Source organism: Thiorhodovibrio winogradskyi (assembly GCF_036208045.1).
Taxonomy (GTDB): domain Bacteria; phylum Pseudomonadota; class Gammaproteobacteria; order Chromatiales; family Chromatiaceae; genus Thiorhodovibrio; species Thiorhodovibrio winogradskyi.
In genome coordinates this window covers 1,306,498-1,330,575 of record NZ_CP121472.1, presented here as the reverse complement: position 1 = coordinate 1,330,575, position 24,078 = coordinate 1,306,498, and the positions used below count along the sequence as shown (strand labels likewise).

17 protein-coding genes are annotated in these 24,078 nt (G+C 62.5%); 6 read left to right on the top strand and 11 right to left on the bottom strand.

The window, feature by feature from the left end; translation table 11 throughout:
• Window positions 1–13 precede the first annotated feature (13 nt).
• From ispF to Thiowin_RS06040, 6 genes are all read right to left on the bottom strand, one after another.
• Window positions 14–502, bottom strand: a complete 489-nt coding sequence (ispF, locus tag Thiowin_RS06065) for a 2-C-methyl-D-erythritol 2,4-cyclodiphosphate synthase (RefSeq protein ID WP_328986842.1) — start codon at window positions 500–502, stop codon at window positions 14–16.
• Between the two features lie 44 nt (window positions 503–546).
• On the bottom strand, window positions 547–1,344 hold the full coding sequence (gene ispD / locus Thiowin_RS06060) for a 2-C-methyl-D-erythritol 4-phosphate cytidylyltransferase (RefSeq protein ID WP_328986841.1): 798 nt from the start codon (window positions 1,342–1,344) through the stop codon (window positions 547–549).
• Window positions 1,344–1,685 (bottom strand): cell division protein FtsB, encoded by a 342-nt coding sequence (gene ftsB, locus Thiowin_RS06055; RefSeq protein ID WP_328986840.1) that lies wholly within the window; start codon window positions 1,683–1,685, stop codon window positions 1,344–1,346. Before ftsB ends, ispD begins: the two co-directional genes overlap by 1 nt.
• Window positions 1,686–1,715: 30 nt before the next feature.
• Window positions 1,716–2,993 (bottom strand): phosphopyruvate hydratase, encoded by a 1,278-nt coding sequence (gene eno / locus Thiowin_RS06050; protein WP_328986839.1) that lies wholly within the window; start codon window positions 2,991–2,993, stop codon window positions 1,716–1,718.
• A gap of 164 nt (window positions 2,994–3,157) precedes the next feature.
• Window positions 3,158–4,018, bottom strand: coding sequence for a 3-deoxy-8-phosphooctulonate synthase (kdsA, locus tag Thiowin_RS06045; protein ID WP_328986838.1), 861 nt, complete (start codon window positions 4,016–4,018; stop codon window positions 3,158–3,160).
• Window positions 4,019–4,150: 132 nt separating this feature from the next.
• Window positions 4,151–5,866 carry a CTP synthase gene (locus tag Thiowin_RS06040; protein WP_328988016.1) on the bottom strand — a complete coding sequence of 572 codons (1,716 nt, stop codon included), beginning with the start codon at window positions 5,864–5,866 and terminating at the stop codon, window positions 4,151–4,153.
• 1,844 nt (window positions 5,867–7,710) lie between these two features.
• Here Thiowin_RS06040 and Thiowin_RS06030 point away from each other — a divergent pair.
• Both Thiowin_RS06030 and Thiowin_RS06025 read left to right on the top strand, forming a co-directional pair.
• Window positions 7,711–9,285: a DUF4139 domain-containing protein gene (locus Thiowin_RS06030; RefSeq protein ID WP_328986837.1), complete on the top strand. Its 1,575-nt coding sequence runs from the start codon at window positions 7,711–7,713 to the stop codon at window positions 9,283–9,285.
• Entirely contained in the window at window positions 9,282–10,571 is a 1,290-nt protein-coding gene (locus Thiowin_RS06025; protein WP_328986836.1) for a nickel-dependent hydrogenase large subunit, read from the top strand. The genes Thiowin_RS06030 and Thiowin_RS06025 overlap by 4 nt, the downstream gene beginning before the upstream one ends.
• Before the next feature lie 359 nt (window positions 10,572–10,930).
• Here Thiowin_RS06025 and Thiowin_RS06020 read toward each other — a convergent pair whose 3' ends face one another.
• Window positions 10,931–12,505, bottom strand: coding sequence for an ATP-binding protein (locus Thiowin_RS06020; protein ID WP_328986835.1), 1,575 nt, complete (start codon window positions 12,503–12,505; stop codon window positions 10,931–10,933).
• Between the two features lie 456 nt (window positions 12,506–12,961).
• On the opposite strand from Thiowin_RS06020, the gene Thiowin_RS06015 reads away from it, so the two are divergent.
• From Thiowin_RS06015 to hypE, 3 genes are read left to right on the top strand one after another with little or no spacing between them, the layout of a single operon-like run.
• On the top strand, window positions 12,962–13,261 hold the full coding sequence (locus Thiowin_RS06015; RefSeq protein WP_328986834.1) for a HypC/HybG/HupF family hydrogenase formation chaperone: 300 nt from the start codon (window positions 12,962–12,964) through the stop codon (window positions 13,259–13,261).
• Window positions 13,258–14,412 carry a hydrogenase formation protein HypD gene (gene hypD, locus Thiowin_RS06010; RefSeq protein WP_328986833.1) on the top strand — a complete coding sequence of 385 codons (1,155 nt, stop codon included), beginning with the start codon at window positions 13,258–13,260 and terminating at the stop codon, window positions 14,410–14,412. Before Thiowin_RS06015 ends, hypD begins: the two co-directional genes overlap by 4 nt.
• Window positions 14,413–14,428: 16 nt before the next feature.
• Window positions 14,429–15,490, top strand: coding sequence for a hydrogenase expression/formation protein HypE (gene hypE / locus Thiowin_RS06005; protein WP_328986832.1), 1,062 nt, complete (start codon window positions 14,429–14,431; stop codon window positions 15,488–15,490).
• Here the strand turns inward: hypE and Thiowin_RS06000 are convergent.
• The 4 genes from Thiowin_RS06000 to Thiowin_RS05985 all read right to left on the bottom strand — a co-directional run bounded on the left by Thiowin_RS06000 (window position 15,487) and on the right by Thiowin_RS05985 (window position 20,408).
• Entirely contained in the window at window positions 15,487–17,610 is a 2,124-nt protein-coding gene (locus Thiowin_RS06000; protein WP_328986831.1) for a proton-conducting transporter transmembrane domain-containing protein, read from the bottom strand. The genes hypE and Thiowin_RS06000 overlap by 4 nt on opposite strands.
• The gene (locus tag Thiowin_RS05995; RefSeq protein WP_328986830.1) at window positions 17,607–19,181 is read right to left on the bottom strand and encodes a proton-conducting transporter transmembrane domain-containing protein; all 1,575 of its coding nucleotides are present in this window, start codon (window positions 19,179–19,181) and stop codon (window positions 17,607–17,609) included. The genes Thiowin_RS06000 and Thiowin_RS05995 overlap by 4 nt, the downstream gene beginning before the upstream one ends.
• Complete coding sequence (locus Thiowin_RS05990; RefSeq protein ID WP_328986829.1) at window positions 19,178–19,696, bottom strand: hypothetical protein; 519 nt, start codon at window positions 19,694–19,696, stop codon at window positions 19,178–19,180. The genes Thiowin_RS05995 and Thiowin_RS05990 overlap by 4 nt, the downstream gene beginning before the upstream one ends.
• Before the next feature lie 64 nt (window positions 19,697–19,760).
• On the bottom strand, window positions 19,761–20,408 hold the full coding sequence (locus tag Thiowin_RS05985) for a hypothetical protein (RefSeq protein WP_328986828.1): 648 nt from the start codon (window positions 20,406–20,408) through the stop codon (window positions 19,761–19,763).
• Between the two features lie 552 nt (window positions 20,409–20,960).
• On the opposite strand from Thiowin_RS05985, the gene ppdK reads away from it, so the two are divergent.
• Window positions 20,961–23,744, top strand: a complete 2,784-nt coding sequence (ppdK, locus tag Thiowin_RS05980; RefSeq protein WP_328986827.1) for a pyruvate, phosphate dikinase — start codon at window positions 20,961–20,963, stop codon at window positions 23,742–23,744.
• The last annotated feature ends 334 nt before the right edge of the window (window positions 23,745–24,078 follow it).

The following is a 24,078-nucleotide window of genomic DNA, read 5'->3' as shown; positions in this document are numbered from 1 at the left end:
TAACAAGCCGAACTCAGCCCGAAAAGCCCGGCGGATGATCAAGCAGCACCACCGCGAAGGTCGCGATGCCCTCGCCACGCCCAGTGAAGCCAAGTCGCTCGCTGGTGGTGGCCTTGACGTTGACGCGCGCCGGAGAGCAGCCCAGGTCGCCGGCCAGACACTCGCGCATGGCCGCGATATGCGGGGCCAGCTTGGGCGCCTGGGCGACAATGGTTAGGTCGGCATTGACCAGTGACAATTGATGGGCTGCCAGGGTTTGCATCACCCGGCGCAGCAGCACACGGCTGTCAATATCCTTGAAGGCCGGGTCATTGTCCGGAAAATGATGCCCGATGTCGCCAAAACCACCCGCACCGAGCAGGGCATCGCACAGGGCATGAATCACGACATCACCATCGGAATGGGCCTCGAGCCCGAAGTCGTGTCCGATCTCGACCCCGCCCAGCACCAGTCGCCGCCCCGATGCGAAGCGATGCACGTCAATTCCCTGCCCGATGAGCATGCCGACTCCTGTTGTGCCTGTTTGTCTTGTTCAGCCTGTTGGGCCTAATGAGACTGTTGCGAAAGATAAAAGCGCGCCAGGTCCAGGTCCTCGGGGCGCGTGATTTTGATATTGTCACCATGGCCTTCCACCAGGCGCGGGCGCAGTCCGAGGAGTTCCATGGCGCTGGCATCGTCAGTCACCAGGTGATGCTGCGCAAGGGCAAAATCCAGCGCCTGTCTCAGCTGCCCGAGCCTGAATGCCTGGGGCGTGAAGGCGCGCCACAGGTCGGCTCGTGGCACTGTCTCGGCGACGACCAGCGCATTGGCGGACGTGCCCGCGGTCACCCCAGCACCGGTCACGGCGGCATCATCGACGGCCTGGATGGTCGCGCGCTTGACGGTGTCGTGCACTGGCACCGCGAGCAGCGCACCCACGGGTTCGCTCACCAGCGCCGCCAACAAATGATCCAGGTCCTCGCGCCTCAGGCAGGGTCGGGCGGCATCATGCACCAGCACCCAGTCCCGCTCATCGGCCACGGCCGCCAAGGCGTCCAGCCCATTGCGCACCGAGTGACAGCGCTCCGCGCCGCCATCGGCGCGCAGCACATCGGGATGATGGGCGTGGGGACCTTCCGGCCAGTAGGGATCATCCGGGTGCAGCACCACCACACAACCATGAATACCGGGGTGCCGCAGAAAACGCTCAAGCGCATGGTCGATCACCCGGCGCCCGTCCAGCTCCAGATACTGCTTGGGCCGGGTGGCGCCAAAGCGCCGGCCAACGCCGGCCGCCGGGATGAGCGCCCAAGCCTTGGCGGCTGCATCGGCCTGCTTTCCAGCGGTTTGAACCACGGACGCCATCAGGGCTCCCTGTTCAGTTCGGGGACCGACTGGGAATGGGCGCCGGCGCGCTCAGTCGCTGATTTCTCGATCACCTGCAAAAACAACTCACCGTCCTGGATCATGCCCAGATCGAAGCGGGCACGCTCTTCAATGGCGGCCAAACCGGTTTTCAGGCTGTCCACTTCGGCGATCAATGCCTGATTGCGCGCACGCAGACGGTCAAGCTCCAGTTGCTGCTCGCCGGTCTGCACCTTAAGGGTATGCAGTTGCGCCAGGCTGCCCTCCCCTACCCACAAGCGGTATTGCAGCAGCCCGAGCAAGGCGAGCAAAACCAGCACCAACCAGCGCATGGCGGTCATGGGGCGCGCCTGCGTCCGACTCGCGTCGGATTACAGATGGCGGAAGGCCGAGCGTCCGGCATAGACGGCTCCCTCGCCAAGCTGATCCTCAATGCGCATCAGCTGGTTGTACTTGGCGACACGATCGGAACGCGACAGCGAGCCGGTCTTGATTTGCCCGGTGGCGGCGGCAACGACGAGATCGGCAATGGTGGTGTCCTCGGTTTCGCCCGAACGGTGGGAGACCACGGCGGTATAGCCGGCGTCATGCGCCATTTTGATCGCGGCGAGCGTCTCGGTCAGGGTGCCGATCTGGTTGACCTTGATCAGAATGGAATTGGCGATGCCCTTGTCGATGCCTTCCCGCAGAATTTTTGTGTTAGTGACATAGAGATCATCACCCACCAGTTGCACCTTGTTACCCAGGCGCTCGGTATGATCCTTCCAGCCGTCCCAGTCACCCTCGGCCAGGCCATCCTCGATGCTGATGATGGGATACTTGGCGCACCACTCGAGCAACAGATCGGTCATGCCGGCGGCATCGAGCGTGCGCCCCTCGCCCGTGAGGTTGTAGCGGCCGTTTTCATAGAATTCCGACGCGGCCACATCCATGCCAAGATAAATATCCTGCCCCGCTTTGAAACCGGCCTTGCCGATGGCTTCCAGAATCACCTCGATGGCCGCTTCGTTCGAGGGCAGGTCGGGGGCGAAACCGCCTTCATCGCCGACCGAGGTCGCCAGTCCGCGACCCTTGAGAACAGACTTGAGGGCATGAAACACCTCGGCGCCATAGCGCACCGCCTCGCGAATGCTCGCTGCGCCCACCGGCAGAATCATGAACTCCTGAAAATCGACACTATTATCGGCATGCTGGCCGCCGTTGATGATGTTCATCATGGGTACCGGCAATTGGTAATTGCCATGACCAAGATATTGATACAGCGGCAGGGCTTTCTCCTGGGCGGCGGCATGGGCGGCGGCCATGGACACGCCCAAAATGGCATTGGCGCCAAGGCGGCCTTTGGTATCGGTGCCATCCAAGGTGATCATGCGCTCATCAATGGCGGCCTGGTCCGACACCTCCATGCCGAGCACCGCCTCGCGAATCTCCCCACCAATGTTGGCGCAGGCCGTCAGCACCCCTTTTCCGCCATAGCGGGCTTTGTCGCCATCGCGCAGTTCCAGCGCCTCGCGCGAGCCGGTCGAGGCACCCGAAGGCACGGCAGCGCGCCCAATGGCGCCATCGGCGGTGATGACGTCCGCTTCGACCGTGGGATTGCCGCGCGAGTCGAGAATCTCCCGAGCGCGGACTTCGACGATTTCAGACATGATGAATACTCCATAAGATTAAATGATAAGGAATCAAAAAACGGGGTCGAGCGCCAAGTTGTCTTACAGCGATTAACCGAGGTCAAGGCGAGCGGCGCATTGATGCAAGCTACAGGCTAAGCGCCGCATCCGGCGTGATGGATATAAGCTAATCGCACTTGCATTCATGAACGAGCCGCGGCAGCTACCAGCAAAGATGTTTCAGCCAGCTCACCTCCCTTGACCAGCCGATCGATGCCCACCAGGGTCTCCAGCAGTTGGCGCATCTTGCCCAGCGGCCAGGCATTGGGCCCGTCGCTCTTGGCCTGCTCCGGGTTGGGGTGCGTCTCCATGAACAAGCCCGCCACACCGGCCGCGACCGCGGCGCGCGCCAGCACGGGCACAAACTCCCGCTGGCCACCCGAGGCATGCCCCTGCCCACCGGGCAACTGCACCGAGTGGGTCGCGTCGAACACCACCGGAGCGCCGCTCTCTCGCATCACCGCCAGCGCGCGCATGTCCGATACCAGATTGTTATAGCCAAAGCTCACGCCACGCTCACACACCAAAATCTGGTCATTGCCGGCATCGCGCGCCTTGCGCACCACCTGCGCCATATCCCAGGGCGCCAGGAACTGGCCTTTCTTAATATTCATCGGTTTACCCTGGGCCGCCACGCTCTGAATGAAATTGGTCTGGCGACACAAAAAAGCCGGGGTTTGCAGCACATCCACCACAGCGGCGACCTCGCCCAGGGGAGTATCCTCATGCACATCGGTCAGCACCGGCACCCGCACCTCGGTGCGCACCCGCTCAAGAATGCGCAGGCCGGTTTCCAAGCCCAGCCCGCGAAAGCTATCAATGGAGGAGCGATTGGCCTTATCAAAAGACGCCTTAAAGATATAAGGGATCCCCAAGGCATCGGTGATCGCCTTGAGTTCCGCGGCCATCTCCAACACCAAGGCCTCGCTCTCAATCACACAGGGACCGCTGATCAGAAACAGCGGCTGATTGATACCGACGTCAAAGCCGCAGAGGTTCAACATGGCTAGCCCCGATTTGAAACTTGAGCCCGATATGAAACTTGGGAATGAGGCATGGATTCCAATATCGCCCCAATGTTTTATTCACTGCCGTGGATGTCTTGAAGATTGCAGGATGCACGCGCGCGAATTTTTTCATCCGCGCACGCAGCGAAATTCCCGCGCTGCCTCGATAAAGCTGCGGAAAAGTGCATGGCCATCGCGTGGTGTGGAGGTAAACTCAGGATGGAACTGACAGCCAATGAACCAGGGATGATCCGGAATCTCGACAATCTCCACCAGGCGACCGTCCAGTGACCAGCCGGAGAAGCGCAAGCCGGCGTCCTTCATACGATCCAGGTACTGGTTATTGAATTCATAGCGATGACGATGGCGTTCACGAACCTGATGCTTGCCATAAATACCGCGGGCCAAACTGCCAGGCTCCAGCCGGCAATTCTGCCCACCCAAGCGCATGGTGCCTCCTTTGTCGGCGCCGGCATCGCGACGCTCGCGCGTGCCAGCCTCGGTCGCCCACTCGGTAATGAGCGCGATCACAGGGTGCGGTGTATCGCCAAAGAACTCGGTACTGTGCGCGCCCTCGAGACCGGCGACATTACGCGCGTACTCAATCACCGCCACCTGCATGCCGAGACAGATGCCAAGATAGGGAATCCGCTGCTCGCGCGCATGGCGCGCAGCGCTAATCTTGCCCTCGATACCGCGTTCACCAAAGCCGCCCGGGACTAAAATAGCATCCAGGCCGTCCAGCACGCCGTTTCCAGAGCGCTCGATATCCTCGGAATCCAGATAGCGAATCTCGACCTGCGCCCGGGTATGCACTCCGGCATGGGCCAGCGCCTCCGACAGAGACTTGTAGGCTTCGGTCAAGTCCATGTATTTGCCGACCATACCGATAACGACCCGGTCGCGCGGGGTCTCGAAACCGCGCAGCACCGCATTCCATTCCGACAGATCCGCGGGCGGCACCTCAAGCCCGAACTGCTTGACCACCAGTTCATCCAGGCCTTGGGCGTGCAGCAAGGAGGGAATGCGATAGATATTATCCGCGTCCACCGCCGAGATGACAGCCTCCTCGCCCACATTGGTGAAGAGCGCGATCTTGCGACGCTCGTCGTCTGGCAAATGCTGCTCGGCGCGGCACAGCAGGATATCGGGCTGAATGCCGATGGAGCGTAACTCCTTGACCGAATGCTGGGTCGGCTTGGTCTTGATCTCACCGGCGGTGCGAATGTAAGGCACCAGTGTCAGGTGCATGAAGAGCACATGCTCGCGCCCAAGCTCAACCCGCATCTGGCGGATGGCCTCAAGAAAGGGCAGCGACTCGATGTCACCCACGGTGCCGCCGATCTCGACCATTGCTATATCAGCCGGCGCACTATCGGCCGAGGCACCATCAGCGGACGCCATGCCCGCCCCCTTGCCGATAGAACTGCCCGCCAGGCTCTTCATCGCGTTGGCACCGAGGCGGATGCTGTCCTTGATCTCATCGGTGATATGAGGAATCACCTGCACGGTGCGACCCAGATAATCCCCGCGCCTCTCCTTGCGGATCACGGACTCGTAAATCTGCCCGGTGGTGAAATTGTTGTTGCGCCCCATCTGGGTGCGCAAAAAGCGCTCGTAATGGCCAAGATCCAGATCCGTCTCCGCGCCATCGTCGGTGACATAGACCTCGCCATGCTGAAAAGGACTCATAGTGCCCGGATCCACATTAATGTAGGGATCCAGCTTGATCATGGTGACCTTGAGCCCGCGCGCCTCAAGCAGCGCCCCCAGGGACGCCGAGGCGATTCCTTTCCCGAGCGAAGACACAACACCGCCGGTGATAAAAATCAGCTTGGGTCTCATGGGAGCCTGTATGGAGGGTAAATCATTGGGGCGGACGGCAGCCCTTGCCGCGTCGCGAGCCGCTACGTTATCAAATCCCTGCCCCAACGACAACGCGCCCGGCGCCGGATGCGAGGGCCGAGGAGCCAGGGATGAGGAACAGGCAGCGGTTGCTCGCCCCTGGCCCCGCAACCCTCGTCCCTCGATTAAGAACACAAATAAGCCAAAGGCGAACAGCCAGCCGAGCGCCACCGGCCAATGCGCCAGCGCCAAGCCGTCGCCCAACCGCGGCGGATACCACAAGCGATCCAGCAGCAGCATGGCAAGGCCAAGCAGCGGATAGCCCAGCACCCGCGCCAGGTCATAGGGCACCGGGTAGAATCGCCGCCCCAGCACATAGGACAGCACCACCATGACCCCATAGCAGACCAGATGCGCCCAGGCCGCGCCCTGGTAGCCATGGGTTGGCACCAGCCACAGTAGCATCCCCACGGTCACCCCGGCGCCCACCAGAGCCACGCCCGCCCCCATCAGGGTACGATCCGTCAGCTTGTACCAGATGGATAGATTCACATAGATACCGAGCAGCAAATTGGCCAGCAGCAGCACCGGCACCACGCCCAGTCCCTCGCGATAAGACGCACCGACAAAATACTGGAAAAAATCCAGATTCAGGCTGACCAGCAGGAAAATCGCGACACAGAAAATCACAAAACCATGCAGGACCAGGGCATAGGTCGCGCGCGCATTCTGTTCTTTTGCATAGGCAAAAAAGAAGGGTTCCCCGGCATAGCGAAAGGCCTGAATGAACAAGGCCATGAGAATCGACAGCTTGTAGCTGGCGCTATAGATCCCGAGCTGTGCCATATTGGTGGCATTGTCATGGGGCAGCAGATACTTGAGCGCCGCGCGATCAAGCATCTCATTGACAATGCCCGCCATGCCCACCACCACCAGCGGCAGCGAGTAACGCAGCAACCGCTTGAGCAAGTGCCGGTCAAAGCCGCCAAAAACACCCAGCAACTGAGGGCTAAGCAGCATCAACTTGAGCCCACTGGCCGCGAGATTGGCAATGAACACATAGCCGATACCAATCTCGGGCAACCACAGCCGCCCGAGTGGGGATTGGGGATCGGCCGCGAAGGCCTCGCGACACAGCACGATAAAGAACAGATTCAGTCCGATATTGGCGCCGATTTCGATCAGCTTAATGGTGGCAAAACGCCCGGCACGATTTTCCGCCCGCAGCCGCGCGAAGGCCGCCGCGCCAATCGAATCCAGCGCCACAATGGCCGCCGCCCACAGGATATACTCCGGATGTGCCGAATGACGCAGCAAATCCGCCACCGGCTGGCGCCATACCACGGCGGCGAGCAAAAACAGCCCATTGGCCACCAGCAAGGCCCGCGCCACAGTGGCAAAGACCACCCCAGCCGCGGCGGGATCAGCAGCGCGAAAACGGAAATAACCCGTCTCCAGCCCGAACACCAGCAGCACCGCCAAGAAGCCCATATAAGCATAAAACTCGGCCACCACCCCGTACTCCGCCGGCGCGAAACTGTAGGTGAACAGCGGCACCAGCAGATAATTGAGAAAGCGTCCAAAGACACTGCTGACACCATAAATGGCCGTCTGGGCAGCGAGGCGTTTCAGTGGATTCATAAAGTGTTAATATATCGGAACCGAGATAAAGCCCGCTATCTTAAACCCAAAGCATGCCTTTATCCTTAATCGATCACCGCCCGGATCCTCTCCCACTGGCCGAGCCCCTTGCCAACACCGCTAGCAAGCACCCCGAGCGGTCGCCAGCCGGGCGAGCCGAGAAAAATGCCATACCCCAACCACCCCAACCGGAGTTTTGATTGATGCAAACAAACGCCAAACCCCGGGCCAACTGGCCAGTTTTCGCCATTGCCCTGACATTCGTGTTCGCGGAGGCAGCCATGGCCAATCCACCCGAATCCGACCCAACCCAAAACCAAGCCCGCAACCAGGTCGCGAATCAGGCCCAAGGTCAGACCCAAGGTCAGAACAGGCCCAACCTGCCCGAAGTGCGCACCACCCTGGCCGACCAGACCGCGGTCGCCGTCACCATCTACAACAGCGACCTGGCGCTGATCAAGGACCAGCGCCAAATCAGTTTGCCAGCCGGTCGTCTGGATCTCGCTTTTCGCGATGTCAGCGCGCGCATCAAGCCGCAGACCGCCCTGCTGCGCCCGCCAGAGGGCGATCCAGCCCAGGCGCCAAGGGTCATTGAGCAGAATTTCGACTTCGACCTGCTCACCCCGGGCAAGCTGCTGGAAAAATACGTCGGGCGCGAGGTTGGGCTGATCCGCACCCATCCGACCACGGGCGAGGAGACCGAGGAAACCGCCAGGGTCCTGGCCGCCAACGACGGCGTGGTGCTGCAACTCGGTGATCGCATCGAGACCGGCCATCCCAACAGCCTGCGTTATCGCATCGTCTATCGTGACATTCCCGCGAATCTGCGCGATCGCCCCACCCTGGTGATGCGACTGGACAACCAGGCGACCCAGCCACAGGCACTGGAACTCAGCTACCTGACCGGTGGCCTGAGCTGGCAGGCCGATTATGTCGGTGAGTTGAACGACGAGGAGACCCGACTTGATCTCACCGGCTGGGTGACACTGGAAAACCGCAGCGGCACCAGCTACGGCAATGCCCGGCTGCAACTGGTCGCGGGCGATGTCAACCGCGCGCCCGAGCCGGTGAGCATGTTCGATGGCATGGCCGAGCGACGGATGATGGCAGCGGCGGCGCCGCCGATGCAGGAAGAAGCGCTGTTTGAGTATCACCTCTACAGCCTGGCCGAGCCGACCACCATTGCCGACAACCAGTCCAAGCAGGTCAGCCTGCTGAGTGCCTCCGGTGCCAAGGTGCGCAAGGAACTGCTGATTCAGGGCGGCGCCACCGGCGCCAGCAGCTATCAGCGTGCACTCGGCGATCTGGCCCAGGATCTGGACGTGCAGGTGTTTCTTGAGCTGACCAATGACGAAGACTCCAACCTCGGTCTGCCGCTGCCCGCCGGCACCCTGCGCGTCTACAAAGGCGACTCAGCCGGCAACGCCCAGTTCATCGGCGAGGATCGGATTGACCATACCCCCAAAAACGAAACCTTCAAGGTCTTGCTTGGGCAGTCCTTCGATGTCACCGCCAGCCGCAAGCAGACGGAATTTAGCAAGCGCTCTGGCACCGGCCCCTGGCAGTATGAGTTCGACAGCGCCTTTGAGATCCTGGTGAAGAACGCCAAGCCGGAAGCGGTCTCGGTGACCTTGCAGGAAAGTCTTCCCGGTGACTGGCAAATCCTCGAAGAAAGCGCGCCGCATCAAAAAGGCAATGCCCGCACGGCGGTGTGGACGCTTGAGGTACCAGCCGAGGGATCAACGACCTTGACTTATCGAGTCCGTGTGCGCTTATGAGCGACGCGCTTGCGGCCTATAAGGATCCAGCGGGACGATTGTGCATTGGGCTGCGCTGGGAGGACGACGGCTGGCGGGTGGATATCCGCTCATCGCGCCCACTGGCCGCCTCGCGGGTCTTTGCCGGTAAGCATGTCACCGAGGTCGCGCGCCAGATTCCGCTGCTCTACAGCCTCTGCGCCACTGCCCAGTCCCAGGCTTTTGCCACGGCGGCCGAGTCCATTCTCAAGCTGACTCCCGACGCATCGACCCGGCTCCGCCGTCAGCAGCTGTTGCAGGCGGAGTTGATCAAGGAGCATCTGTGGCGTCTGTTGCTCGACTGGCCGCCTATCCTCGGCCTGCCGCGCGAGGACAGCCTGATGGCCCGGATCATGGCCGCCTGGCAAGGGTTGCGTGCAGACCCGCGCGCGGGCAACGAGCCTTTCGCTCCCGGCGCGCGCATTGAACCGTCAAGGTCACCCAGCGCCGATCCCGCCTTGCGTGAGCTGATCACCCTTGGCGAGCAGGCCAGTCTGGGAACGGCTGCCGCCGACTGGCTGTCCACTTGCGACAGTCTCGCGCACTGGCGGCGCTGGGCCAAGGGCGCCCAAACACCAGCTGCCGCCCTCGCGCGAGCTCTGCACACGCAAGACTTGGAAGCACTCGGCCAGACGACCAGCACCGCCCGGCTCACCCAGCCCGACCTGAGTGCCATTGAGCTCCGGCTGGGTGGCAGTCTGGCTACTCCACCTGAAGGCATTCTGGCCAACAAACCGAATAGCACCCTGGACAGCACCAGCCCCAATGCCTTCATCGCCGCGCCAAGCATCGACGGGCGCTGTTACGAAACCACCCCACTGGCACGCATGGCCGAAGAACCCCTGATCACCGATTTGACCCGGATCCATGGCAACAGCCTGCTGACCCGCTTCGCGGCGCTGATGATCGAACTCGCACAGGCCCTGGTCGAGATCAGCGCGCCCCCTGAGCAGGCCCCCAGCATCCAAAGCCTGCATCCCAGAACGGACACCAGCCTCGCCGCCGTCCAGGCCGCTCGTGGCCTCTTAGTGCATCGGCTAGTCGTGCGCGATGGACGCGTCCAGCGCCATCAGGTGCTGGCGCCGACCGAATGGAACTTCCATCCGCGAGGAGTGCTGAGCCAGGCCTTGGCCGGACTGCCGCCGCTCGGAAAAGCTACTGAACGGACCAGTATTGAGCGGCTGGCCCGCCTGTTGGTGACAAGCATTGATCCCTGCGTTGACTACTCGATCGGCCTGGCAGCTGACAACGAATCAACGACATCTTAAGCAGAAGGCTGGAAAAACGGGCGAAACCAGACATGTTTCAGCACGCGAATCGCTAAGCAGACTCCTGTGGGGCGGGGAATCAATGTCTCCTACTCTTCACTGCTGCGATCTCGTGCTCGCTGGCAAATTCAATAAACTGTTCGCAACACTTGCCATCGGCCTCGCGCCGACCGCCCGGTGCAATGCTTGCTTGGTTCTAAGCTGGGACTCCACCATGATCGATGCCACCGGCAGCTTTGCGAAGATTCGCCATGCCCTGCACGGGATAGGATTGGCGACGCGGATCGGGTTAGCAACACGACCAGAGAATCAGCCCCACCCTCTCCAGCCATGGGACCGGTCATGGTTTCACGCAACGGCTAGTTCGTGGATGATCCATTGTTGGCGCTAGCAACACTGATCACCTCAAAGCCGACCAGATTTCGCTCTTGCTTGCTGAACTCGACACCGATGAGATGGATGGGTTGGTTCAGCGCTTGATACTTCTCGGCGTAATTCCTGGCCTTGAGTTGCTCCAGCGCTCGGCCCTCGGGTACCAGTTCGACCACCTTGAATTCGAACAGATAGACCTGTGCGTTGAACAAGAGCGCCATGTCGAGGCGGCCGTGATTGGTGGCGTCTTCCAAGCGAATCTCCAGCCCCAGAGCGGCGAAGTGGCTGTAGAAGACGCTGGCCCAGTAGCCTTCGTAGTCAGTGACGGGGTTGTTGCGGAACCAGTCGTGGGGAATGCTGGCGTAGAGACTGACGAAGTGCTGGCGCAGTTGGTCGAAATCGCCACTCATTAGGGTGTCGTAGAGCCGACTGCTGGCCTCACTAGCTTCGCTGGCGTCGCCATAGAGCCCCTTGAGCAGGGCCTCGTTGAGGGCGCTTTCCACCTCCAGATTCGGGTAGCCCAGGGTATATTCGATGCGGGCACCGAGCTGACGCTGACCGTGGAAGGTGAGGTAGCCGGTCTGCCACAACAGGGCCTCGGTGCTCATATCATCCACGTCAAACCGCGAGAGCAGCGCCTCGGTGGCGCGCCAGGCGTTCAACCTGGGGCTGAAGGTATGGCGTTGCGTGAGCACCTCGATCAAGAAGGTCGGTGTGCCGGTTTCAAACCAGTAGGAACGGAACAGCCGGCTGTCAAACAATAGCAAGAGATCAAAGGGGTTATAGACGGTTGCACCGGTCCAGTTGTAGCCGTTGTACCAATCCTTAATCTGCTGGCGGTCCAGGCCTTCGAGCTCGGGCGCGAAGACCAAATCGAGATCCGCCTCGGTATAGCCGCACAGCGCCGAGTAGCGCTGATCGATGGTGATGTCCTGGAGGTTATTGAGCCCGGAGAAGAGGCTGACCTTACTGAACTTGGACACCCCGGTGATGAAGACAAAGCGGATATGGCGGTCATGGTCCTTGATCACGGAATAGAGGTTGCGCAGGCCTTCGCGCATTTGCCGCGCAAGTTCGGGATCGGAGAGGTTATCCAGGATCGGCTTGTCGTATTCATCGACCAGGATGACCACGCGCTGGCCATATTGCTGTTCAGCTGCACGGATCAACTCGGCAAAACACCCGGGCGCCGTTGGTTGCCGGCAGATGATTCGCAGGGATGCCTGATTGATATCGAGCAGTTCGCGGAACTTGGCGTCCAGCTCACCGCGATCACGCATCACCCCACCGCCAAAGCTCAACCGGATCACCGGATAGGGGATGCTCCAATCCCAGCACCGCTCGGCATAAAGCCCCTGAAACAGCGGCAGGTTGCCCTGGAACAGCTCGGCTAGGGTATCGAGCAACAGCGACTTGCCAAAGCGGCGCGGACGGGAGAGGAAGTAGTAGCTGCCCGCATCAATCAGCCGCAGGGCCAACTCGGTCTTATCCACATAGTAGTAATCCTCGCCGCGAATCTTGGCGAAGGTGGAAATGCCAATGGGGAGTTTCTTCCGTTGCATGGGGTCATCTTAGCACCGGGTTGGCCTGGAGCAGGTGCTTTGGCAGCCCCTGCCAGCCGAGCCCCAGGCCTCCAGAAGTCTCCGCGCATCGGCTAGACTGCGGGCATGAGTGCCTACCATCGCATCCCTTGGCCCAAACTGCTCGGCAGCGCCCTGGCAGATGCCCTGATCTGGCCAAGCTCAACCTGCTGAGCTTCAAGGCCGCTGACCAGCCCTTTAATACGTTTTCGCCCGAAGAGCTGCTCAGTCATCCCGTCATCTACCGTAAAGTCGCCTTCCTGCGTGCACTCAAATAGGGCGCATAATGGAGCCAGCGTCATTGGACAGCCGCCAGCCGCGGAAAAGGATCCTATATACTGAAAGGCTATAGAACCGAATCAAGGCAAATCCCGCCACGAGCATTCAACCAGCCCCCAGTCGCGCGCTGCTGGCGACCAGATCCCCCGGAGTTTCCTTATGTGCCTCGCGATCCCCGCCCAGGTGCTCAGCATTGATAGCGCCACCGACCAGGCCTGTGTCTCACTTGATGGCGTGCGCAAAGAGATTTCTCTCGCCCTGGTCGATGGCGTCGAGGTCGGCGACTATGTGCTGGTGCATGTCGGCTATGCGCTCAATCGCATCAGTCCGGAGGAGGCCGAGGAAACCCTGCGGCTGATGCGGGCCTTGGGCGCATTGGATGCGGATGCAGCCCAGGGCGCATCCCAGAGCGCACCCGATCAACAGCCGCAGCCAACCCAGGCCGGGGCAGCCGAATGAAATTCGTCGATGAATACCGCGACAGCGCCCTGGCGCGGGATCTCGCCCGCGCTATTCTCGCCGAGGCGCGCCCGGATCGGGACTACCGGCTGATGGAATTTTGCGGGGGCCATACCCATGCCATTTTCCGTTATGGCGTGCAGGATTTGATGCCCGAGAATCTGCGCTTCGTCCATGGGCCTGGCTGCCCGGTCTGCGTACTACCCATGGCGCGCATCGACCAGGCCATCGCCATGGCCAGTCAGCACGGGGTCACACTCTGCACCTATGGCGACCTGATGCGGGTGCCGGCGAGCGAGCGCCAGAGCCTGCTCAAGGCCAAGGCGGCGGGCGCGGACATTCGCATGGTCTATTCCACCCAGGACGCGCTCGCCATCGCCCGCGCCGCGACTCAACAACAACCAGCGCAACAGGTCGTTTTCTTCGCCATCGGTTTCGAGACCACCACGCCACCCACGGCGGTCGCACTGAAGACCGCGCGCGCCGAGGGGCTGCGCAATTTCTCGGTGTTTTGCAACCATGTGCTGACTCCGCCCGCGCTGCGCGCCATTCTGAGCGACAGCGCGGACGAGGTCGCGCGCATCGACGGCATCCTGGGGCCGTCCCATGTCAGCACCATCATCGGCAGCGCGGCCTATGAGTTCGTCGCCCGGGATCATGGCTTGCCCTTGGTCATCGCCGGCTTCGAGCCGCTTGATGTGATGCAAAGCGCGCTCATGCTGGTGCGCCAGATCAACCAGGGGCGGCGCGATCTCCAAAACCAGTACAGCCGCGCCGTCAGCCCCGAGGGCAACACCAAGGCCCAGGCGCTGATGCGCGACACCCTGGTCCCGCGGGAGCGCTTTGAATGGCGCGGCCTCGGCTGGCTACCCGAGAGCGCGCTGAAAATCGCCGACGCCTATGCCGACTGGGACGCCGAGCAACGCTTCCCGGTCGCGGTGACTCCAGGGCGCGAGCACGAAGGCTGCGAATGCCCCAAGGTGCTGCGCGGGCTGATGGAACCGACCGATTGCAAGCTGTTTGGCCGTGTTTGTTCACCAGAGAATCCCCTGGGCGCCTGCATGGTTTCCTCCGAAGGCGCCTGCGCGGCTTACTGGCTCCACGGCCGCTCAAGAATCCCGCAACGCACCGCCAGCGCATCGGCGACCTGATCCTCGCTGCCAAGCCATGACCAACACCAAAGAAAGCCCACAAACCCATTTCCGCAGCCGTCTCGACATCCCCAACGGCCAGGTCGACCTCAGCCACGGCGGCGGCGGTCGCGCCATGGCGCAACTGATCGAGGACCTCTTCCGCCACCATCTCGACAACCCTCTGCTGCGCCAAGGCAATGACCAAGCCCTTTTTGGCCCGGTGCGCGGGCGCCTGGTGATGAGCACCGACGGCCATGTGATCTCGCCGCTGTTTTTTCATGGCGGGAACATCGGCAGTCTCGCCGTGCATGGCACCATCAACGATGTCGCCATGGCGGGCGCCCGACCGCTCTACCTGGCCGCTGGTTTTATTCTCGAAGAAGGACTGCCGCTGGCCGACCTTGAGCGTATTGTCATCGCCATGGCCGAGGCATCCCGGGCCGCCGGTGTGCCCATCGTCACCGGCGACACCAAGGTGGTGGAGCGCGGCAAGGCCGATGGCTGTTTCATCACCACCACTGGCGTGGGTGAAGTGCCCGAGGGAATCCATATTTCAGGGGAGCTTGCCGCGCCCGGCGACGCTGTCCTGGTCAGCGGCAGCCTGGGCGATCATGGCATCGCCATTCTGTCTCGGCGCGAGAATTTGGGGTTTGGGACGGATCTCCAATCCGACAGTGCCGCCCTGCATGGGCTGGTCGCGGACATGATCGCCGCCGTGCCAGATATCCACTGTCTGCGCGACCCCACCCGCGGCGGCATGGCGGCAACACTCAATGAGCTGGCCGCCCAGTCGGGCGTGGGCATGCTGATTCGCGAGGCGGCGATTCCGCTCAAGCCCGAGGTCCGCGGGGCCTGCGAGTTGCTTGGGCTCGACCCGCTGCACATCGCCAACGAGGGCAAGCTCATCGCCATCTGTCCGGCCGAGCGCGCCGCGACGCTGCTCGCCGCCATGCGCGCTCATCCGCTCGGGCAGGAATCAGCCATCATCGGCGAAGTCACCCAAGACCCGCAACGGCTGATCGAGTTGGAGACGCCCTTTGGCGGTCGCCGTCTGCTCGACTGGCTCAGCGGTGAGCAACTCCCGCGCATTTGTTAAGCAAAGGCCCACAGCATCAGGCTTAGCAAGACCGCGGCCAGGGTCCAGGGCGCCAGACGCGGACCACTCAGCCCCACGACCAGGCCAGCCAGCCTGTCGAGCAAGGCCACGAACAGGGGTTCGATCAAGGGCCGCCGATCCCGCCCCTGATCGACCGCCTGATCCCCCGCACGCTCCACCGCATGATCCATAGGGGGCCTCCCTGCCTCCGAGAGCAAGCCACCACCCGTCGGCACCGTGCCAAGCAGGCGCCACAAAAAGGCACGCACGCGTTCGCCAGATTCGGATGCGCTACGCCACACCCACCAAAGCACCGCCAGCAGCGGCAACAGCAGCAAGCCCTGCCACAGGGTCAACCACAGCATGTCAATACGGCCAGCAACGCCGCCCAGGGTCCAGTCCAGCACCGGCACGCCGAGCGTGCGCTGCATGGCCGCCACCCAACCCATGGCCGGCCCTGGCACCACCCCGGCCAGGAGCGTCAAAGCGGACAACCCCAGCACCGGCGCCATGATGGCGTCGGGCCGACCCGTGCATTTCTCGCCCGAGCGCGCGCGCATGATGGCCGCCAGCCGCAACAGCGCGAGCAGACTCAGCCCACTGCCAAGCAGCGCCAGCCAAAACAGTGGCCAGCGGCTCAGACCCAACAGGGGGTCGGTCAGAATGGCGTCATAAAGCAGCCACTTGGAGACAAAGCCCAGGGTTGGGGGCAGACCAACCAGGCTGGCACCAGACAGCAAAGCCGCGGCAAGCGCCAGACCTCTGAGCCCCGTCTCCACGCGACCCGAATGAGAACTTCGGGCTTGCGACCCAAAGGGCACCGATACCAAGGGCACAGCGACCAGACAAAGCCCGGCCAGCACCGCTTCCGCCAGACCCAGGCTAAACAACTGCAAAAGCCCACTCGCGGTGCCAAACTCCCCGCCCACCAACAAGGCCAACAGCACGAATCCGGTCTGGCTGAGTGCCAGCCAACTCAGCACGGCGCCAGCACAGCGTTGCCGCCAGGCCCGCCAACCGCCGAAAAGCACCAGCAGCAGCGCCACCCAGCACAGCAGTAGACGCGGATCGAGCCAGCCACCCCGCGCCAGCCCACCCATGCTCGCCAGCCACTCCACACCCACCATGCGCGAGAGCAACACAAGCAGAGCAAAAAACCCCACGCGCGCCGCGATACCATGCCAGAACACGGGCACCGGCGGCCGCACCTGCCCCGGCTGCCAGGCGAAAAGCGGCAAGGCGCCCAGTCTCAGCCCCAGGGCGACCAGCAACAACAACCCCAGCAGCAGTTCCTGCCCCAGGCCCAGGGTGGGCAGCGCGGCGCTGACCCGAGCGAAATCAAAAGATCCAGAGGCGCGAAACACCAGCGCCAGCGCACCGAGCAGGGCCACGCCACCAGCAAAGGAATAAGCGGCATAGCGCACGGCCGCGCCCAGTGCCAACCCGCCACCGACCGCCAACAGCAGGAAGAAGGCCCAGACCACCACCTCCCAACTCACATAGAGCGCCAGCAGATTGCCGCTGCCGAACAGACACAGGCTGCTTAGCACCGAGAGCGCCAATGCCACATGAAATAAATGCCAGAGTCCAGAGCCCGGACCCAATCGAGACGCGATACTGGCGCCCAAGCGAGTGACCAGCCGCTTGGTTTGGCGCGCGCCAAGTTCTGCGCCCAGGTAGGTGCCAGAATCCGCGCCGGGGTCGGCTTTGGCATCGGCTTTGGCGAACAGCGGCGCCCTCCCGTTGGACGCTGGCGCCAGTGCGAACAAAGTGCACACAAAAGCCGCGCCAATGGTCAGCATGGCAAAGAACCACGACAGACTGTCATAGCGCCACACCACCGGCTGGCGCAAAATGCGCAAGGCAAAGGAAGCCACCAGGGGCTGGCCAGTCAGCACATCGGCATGTGCCAGGGCCCAGAATTGCGCGCCATAACCGGCGGCAAACAGCGGCGCGAATACTCGCCAACGTCCCAGGACCAAGGCCAGCAGCAAGGTAACCAGGGCCGCGACGAACATCCAGTCGAGCGGCGAGAGCGCCTGCCATGACCAATCAGCGGACAGTGCCACGATGGGCGCCGTCGGCCAGGGCAAGGGCAAAGTGGCCGAGTTCGCTGTCATGGCTCAACCTCCCGCCACCAGACATCATCCTTATCCACCACCAGACGCGGCCCAGCGACCGAAGCCGTCGGCAAGGGCACCACCAGCCGATTCAGTCCCTCGGCCAGGGGCGCGATCGACAGAGTCGCCAGCAACAAGAGCGCCGCCACCAGCAGACTGTAGGCGCGCGCCAAGCGACTGGGTTCAAGCAACCGTGGCAAGCGATCAGCGCGCGTCAAGCCCAACGCCTTGCCATCCGCTAGCGCAGTCCCGCTCGCGCCTAACCCGGTGCGCGCATACAGCTGCCGCAGCAAGCGCAACCAGGCCGCTGCTTCCACCGCCGTGGCCAGCAGCAGCGCCAGTAGCACCACCAAAACGATTGCGCCAGCATGCTCGGCAAGACTCAACACCAGCATCAGCTTGGCCCAGAACCCGGGCAACGGCGGCACTCCAACCAGGGATGCGGCCAGCAACATCAGCACCGCCGCGGTCAGCGGCAAACGCCAGGCGATGCCGACTAGATCCGCATGGCGCCCGCGCCAGCGATGCGCCAGCACGAAAAGCGCGGAATGCACCAACAGAAAATGCAGCAGCAAGGCCAAGGCGGAGAAAGGCCCCGCTGGTCCAGGCAGGGAGAAGCCCACCGCCACGGCGCCCATGGAGGACAGGCTCAGGCCAATGAGAAAGGTTGGAAATTCCCGCGCCCACCACATGCCGAGCGCCCCGGCCAGCGCCGAGCCCATGCCCAGTAGCATGAGCGCCTCGGCGCCCTGGGCGGGCACGCCACCCGCGGCCAGCAGGCGCGCCAAATTCACCAGCGCCAGCGCCGGAACCACCCCGGTCAGCAGGGCCAGCACGCGCGCCCCGGCCGCCCAACCGGCCGGGGCCATCCAGGCATTGAGCGGAAAGAGCGCCGCCTTGACGCCAAAGCCCAGCACCAAAAGCCCAACGCCAAGCCGCCCCAGGGTAGTCGCCGCCGAATCGCCAGCGGCTAGGGATGCCGCCGTCAGCGTCAGCCCAAGCCCAGCCACCGCAAGCCCGGTTCCCGCCGCGCTCCAGCGCACAAAAGCGAGCATGGCGGTCAGGGAGCGCAGGGTGCCGCCAATCAGCAGCAAGGCTCCGGACGCCAGTGCGCAGACCTCCAGAAACAGCCAACTGGTGACGGGATCGCCCGCCAGGGCAAGTCCAATCAGACCGCCCGCAAGCAGCAGCAGGGCCGCGTGCATGCGCACCGGATCTGGATGATCCTCCCCCCGGGTCCAGCTCAGCAGCACCAGCGCAATACTCACGAGCGCCAGCACCAAGGCCAGTCGGTCGACCTTCAGCAGCAATTCAAGGGGCGCGTTCGTTGATCCGAGCGCGATGAGCAAGGGCCCGTCCGGGTTGACCACCAGCAGTCCGAGACCCAGCAGAGCGCACAACAACAAGGTCAGTGGTCCCAGTGCCCCAGCCATCCACCGTGATATGACAGCCAGTGGTCGCATCGCCAAGGCAGCTAGGAAGGGCAGCAACAGCATGACCAGAATCGGCATGAGCGGGCCGCGCGGCATTGCCGGCAACATTTCGGGCAGCATATCGGCAAGGGACGTCAAGACCGCATCCCCGCCACACCTTTGCGCCGCGCTGCCGGCCCCGCCTCCCGACGTGGCCCATCGCTGCGCGACACATCACGGCCCGATATATCGACGGCCGAGGGATCTTCACCCGAAAGATCCCTACCAAGCCATACCAGCCACTCCCGTCTGGCCAAATCATCGAGTGCTTGCGTTTGCAGCGTCCCCGCACGCTGATCAAGGGCAATCAACACCGCCGCCAGCATGGCGGCAAACAGTAGCCCCATCACCAGGACCGCCAATGCCAGGCCATGCAGGCGCGCAGCCAAACCAGCGCCGGAAAGTCCGATGTCACCGCCAAACCAACCGGCACCACCATAACGCGCGGCCAATTCAAGTAGTAGAAAGATCAGCCCAGCATGCAACAACCCCATGCCGGCAAGGAGTCGAGCCGGGCGCAAGGGCAACAGCAGGCCAAGCAGGCCAAGGCCAATCAGCACCCCAGCCAGGATCACCGGCAGGTTGATGACAAGCGCGGACTCAAGGATGGACATGGCTGAATCGGGGACTCATCGGATGATCGGTTGTTAAGATGAAACCGCATTGCACAGCCGTGATTCAACCCCGTCCGTCGCGATTCTGATCGCCGGGGGAGTCAAGCCGCCGCGCGGGCAGCCCATCCAGCAGCATGCCGGCGATTTCAACCAGCATGGCGCCAAAGAGCAAAGCCGCCAGCCAGACCGTCAGCGGCAAGGACAGCATCCAGCGCAGGGCGGTCATGAGCGCGCCCTGATCCGCCTGCGCGCCCCAAGCATGACTCTCAAGCAGGACACCAACCAGAGCAATGATCGCCATCAACACCACCAGCGACGCCAGCCACAGCGTCGGAGTCGCCGACAGGCGACCAGCCGGACGGGCGGATAGGTGCAGACCCCAGGCCAGTGCGAGCAAGGCGCCGCCTGCGAGAGGGGCGACAAAAAACCGATCGGCCAAGACCAGCAACGCCAATCCCGAGAGGGCCAGCAGAGCGACCAGCAGGCGGCGGCCGCCAAGCTTCGAGTTCCGACCCGAGGCGGGTTGATGATGCACGACGCCGGGCCGCTCACCGAGCATCAGCGCCACCGCGAGCGCCACCGCGCCCGTTAGGATCACCAGCAACCAAGCGCCATCAAGACCGACCACCCGCGCCCCCATGGCAGCGGACTCCGCCGCCACAGACCGGATCGACACGCCGATGAAACCAACCCCGAGCAGCAACTGACGCATGCCTGAGCCAATCATCTTGCGCGGCCCAAATATGGCACTAGGTCGGTTACCAGAGGATGCACAAGTGGGTGCACCAAGCTTGACCAGGGCCAAAATTTGCATTTAAGGCAATTAACGAAAATTCTCATATTAGGCCGACTCAATGCTTGGGATGCCTTCAGACCTGTCATGCTAACCCGAAACTGATCCGAGATCGGCATCATCGTCGAAAATGCCAGCCTCAAGCCGATCACTCTCACCACCCTGCTGAAGCACCAGATGTTAGAGCTCACGCGCGCCCCTGAACACAGGGACATGAAAAGGCTTAATACCCCGCCAGCCGGCACAAATGAGCAGAACAACTTGGCAGAGACCATGAAACTCAGGTGAAATAGCGCGGCATCATCCGACTGCCATGGTCAAGCTTACCTCGGAGCGAACGCGGCCAGGGGCGCCTTCGGTTTTGACCAGAGGTTGACCTGAGAGGTCGACCAGACCCAGATCCTGATCCCGGTCGGACGCGATGACCCTGATTTCAGTGACTTCTCATTCAATCACCCCAAGGAGAACCAGATGTCAACTCAACAAAAATGGGCTTTTGCCTTTGAAGACGGCGACGGCAAGAACAAAAAGCTACTCGGCGGCAAAGGGGCAAATCTGTGCGAGATGACTCAGATCGGACTGAATGTCCCGCCAGGCTTCGTGATTTCCACCGAGGCCTGCCTCGCCTATCTCGAGGACACAAGTCATGCACTGCCCACCGGAGTGATGGATCAGGTGCGCGCCGAGATGACCGCGCTTGAGCAGAAAACCGGCAAGGGCTTTGGCAATCCCGAGAAACCCCTGCTGGTGTCAGTTCGCTCTGGCTCGGCCATGTCCATGCCTGGCATGATGGATACCATTCTCAATCTGGGCCTGAACCAGGACACCCTTCAGGGCGAAATCCGCGCTACCGGCGACGCCCGCTTTGGTTACGACGCCTATCGACGCTTCGTTCAACTCTTCGGCAAGGTCGCGCTCGGCGTGCCGGATGAGAAATTCGATCACGAATTCGACGAAGTCAAGCGCGCCGCCCATGCCAAACAGGATGTGGATTTGTCCGCCGCGGATCTGAAAGACATCAGCGAGCGCTTCCTCAAGGTGGTCGAGGAGTTCACCGGCCGCCCCTTCCCCAGCGATCCCTACGAGCAACTGGAAATCGCCATCAAGGCGGTGTTCAACTCCTGGTCGGGCAAGCGCGCTGTCGACTATCGCACCCAGTTCAAAATTACCCCGGACATGGCCAATGGCACCGCCGTGAATGTGTGCACCATGGTGTTCGGCAACCGCGGCGATGACTCGGCCACGGGCGTGGGCTTTACCCGCAACCCCGGCACCGGCGAGAACAAGCTCTACGGCGAGTATCTGGTCAACGCCCAGGGCGAGGACGTGGTCGCCGGCATCCGCACCCCCAAACCGCTCGACCGGCTCAGGGTCGAGATGCCGCAAATGGCCAAGGAACTCGACGAACTGCGCGACAAACTCGAAACCCACTACAAGGAAGTGCAGGACTTCGAGTTCACCATTGAGCGCGGCCAACTCTACTGCCTGCAAACCCGCAACGGCAAGATGAATGCCACCGCACTGGTGCGCACCTCGGTGGAGATGGAACAGGAAGGCCTGATCACCAAGGACCAGGCGCTGCTGCGCATCGACCCCACGGCACTGGAGCAGATGCTCTTCCCGCGCCTTGATCCCAGCTTCAAGGCCGAGGCCGTGGCCACTGGCCTGCCCGCATCTCCCGGTGCCGCCTCCGGCATCGCGGTGTTCGACGCCGATCGTGCCGAGCAGATGGGTCGGGATCTGGGCCAGAAAGTCATCCTGGTGCGCGAGGAGACCAAGCCCGAGGATATCCACGGCTTCTTCGCCGCCCAAGGCATCCTCACCTCGCGCGGCGGCAAGACCTCGCACGCCGCCGTGGTGGCGCGCGGCATGGGCAAGCCCTGCGTGGCCGGGGCCGAGGGCATCAGCGTGGACGTCAGTCGGCGCGAGGCCATGGTCGGCGACACCCAGTTCAAGGAAGGCGACACCATCACCATCGACGGCTCCAATGGGCGCGTTTATCTCGGCGCCATCCCCACGGTCGAGCCTGAGTTCACCGAGGAGCTCTCTGTGTTACTGTCCTGGGCGGATGAAAAGGCACGATTGAAAGTCATGGCCAATGCCGACACCCCGGACGATGCGCGCACCGCGCTCAAATACGGCGCCGTGGGCATCGGGCTCGCGCGCACTGAGCGCATGTTCAACGATGTTGATCGCCTGCCGACCGTGATCGAGATGATTGTGGCCGAGACACCCGAGACCCGCCAGGCAGCGCTCGACAAGCTGCTGCCCTTGCAGCGCGAGGACTTCCGCCAGTTGTTCGAGGTCATGGCGCCGCATCCGGTGACCATCCGCCTGCTCGATCCGCCGATTCATGAATTCCTGCCCGACGAGCATCAGCTCGAACAGGAAATCGCCGATCTGCGCGGCCTGGCCCAATCCACCCGCGGCATGACGGCACTGGCCGGCGCCATGGGCCTGCTGCATGCACCTGAAGAAACCCGCCGGGAGTTCGATGCGCTGCGCCGCACCCTTGATCCGATGCTCGTCGAGGATGCCATCGCCAAGAAAGAGGCCATGCTGCGCAAGGTGCGGGTGCTCTACGAGACCAACCCCATGCTCGGCCATCGCGGCGTGCGCCTGGGGATTACCTTCCCGGAAATCTACCAGATGCAGATTCGCGCCATTCTGGAAGCCGCCGCGGAATGTCAAAAAGCCGGCATGGACGCACACCCGCAGATCAAGGTACCCCAGGTCTGCACCGCGCAGGAACTGCTCAAGGTCAAAGCCTATGTGGATGAACTGCACCAGCTGGTGCAGGCCGATTATGGCTTCCCGGTCAAGTTCAAGTTCGGCACCATGATCGAGGTGGTGCGCGCCTGCATGCGCGCTGAATCCCTGGCCGAGGAAGCCGAGTTCTTCTCCTTCGGCACCAACGACCTGACCCAGGCGGCCTTCTCCTTCTCGCGCGAGGACGCCGAGAACAAGTTCCTGCCGCTGTACAACCAGAGCAACATCCTGCACGACAACCCCTTCGAAGTGCTGGATGTGAAGGGCGTCGGCAAGCTGATGGAACTGGCGGTGGAATGGGGCCGCAAGGTCAAGCCGGACCTGCATGTGGGCATCTGCGGCGAGCATGGCGGTCACCCAGCCTCGATTGCCTTCTGTGATCAGGCGGGGCTGGACTATGTCAGCTGCTCGGGTCCGCGCGTGCCGGTGGCGCGACTAGCGGCAGCCCAGGCGGCATTGCAACAGGCTGGACGAAAGGATCTCTAAGCGACCTTGCCCGCCCATCCTGGCGATCAGCCAGGATGGGCGGGGCCGCCTTCAAGCGACATCTCGAATGCTCAAATAACACGCAAACACCCGCGCAACGCAGCTTGCGCATCCCCTCCGTGAATACCGCAGTCAGCGGTTCCACATTTGAGCTGCTCGAGTGTGAAATGGCTTCCAGCCACTTCAGAATGTGCCTGGCCAGAAGCCCGACACAGTTGCCGCGCGCGTAACATTCATCTCGCCTGCCTTGCCTGCAGACATATCAGGACACTTCGCGCCATCCAGGTGTCGAAATTTTTTACACCCTGTTCTAGCAAAATACAATCACCGAAGC

Coding starts and splice junctions, on each gene's coding strand:
- Thiowin_RS05985 (WP_328986828.1), bottom strand. CDS start 20,408: ATGCGTCAGTTGCTGCTCGGGGTTGGTTTCATCGGCGTGTCGATCCGG.
- ispD (WP_328986841.1), bottom strand. CDS start 1,344: ATGGCGTCCGTGGTTCAAACCGCTGGAAAGCAGGCCGATGCAGCCGCC.
- Thiowin_RS06015 (WP_328986834.1), top strand. CDS start 12,962: ATGTGCCTCGCGATCCCCGCCCAGGTGCTCAGCATTGATAGCGCCACC.
- ftsB (WP_328986840.1), bottom strand. CDS start 1,685: ATGACCGCCATGCGCTGGTTGGTGCTGGTTTTGCTCGCCTTGCTCGGG.
- eno (WP_328986839.1), bottom strand. CDS start 2,993: ATGTCTGAAATCGTCGAAGTCCGCGCTCGGGAGATTCTCGACTCGCGC.
- ppdK (WP_328986827.1), top strand. CDS start 20,961: ATGTCAACTCAACAAAAATGGGCTTTTGCCTTTGAAGACGGCGACGGC.
- kdsA (WP_328986838.1), bottom strand. CDS start 4,018: ATGTTGAACCTCTGCGGCTTTGACGTCGGTATCAATCAGCCGCTGTTT.
- hypE (WP_328986832.1), top strand. CDS start 14,429: ATGACCAACACCAAAGAAAGCCCACAAACCCATTTCCGCAGCCGTCTC.
- Thiowin_RS06025 (WP_328986836.1), top strand. CDS start 9,282: ATGAGCGACGCGCTTGCGGCCTATAAGGATCCAGCGGGACGATTGTGC.
- Thiowin_RS05990 (WP_328986829.1), bottom strand. CDS start 19,696: ATGTCCATCCTTGAGTCCGCGCTTGTCATCAACCTGCCGGTGATCCTG.
- ispF (WP_328986842.1), bottom strand. CDS start 502: ATGCTCATCGGGCAGGGAATTGACGTGCATCGCTTCGCATCGGGGCGG.
- Thiowin_RS06040 (WP_328988016.1), bottom strand. CDS start 5,866: ATGAGACCCAAGCTGATTTTTATCACCGGCGGTGTTGTGTCTTCGCTC.
- Thiowin_RS06020 (WP_328986835.1), bottom strand. CDS start 12,505: ATGCAACGGAAGAAACTCCCCATTGGCATTTCCACCTTCGCCAAGATT.
- Thiowin_RS06000 (WP_328986831.1), bottom strand. CDS start 17,610: ATGACAGCGAACTCGGCCACTTTGCCCTTGCCCTGGCCGACGGCGCCC.
- Thiowin_RS06030 (WP_328986837.1), top strand. CDS start 7,711: ATGCAAACAAACGCCAAACCCCGGGCCAACTGGCCAGTTTTCGCCATT.
- hypD (WP_328986833.1), top strand. CDS start 13,258: ATGAAATTCGTCGATGAATACCGCGACAGCGCCCTGGCGCGGGATCTC.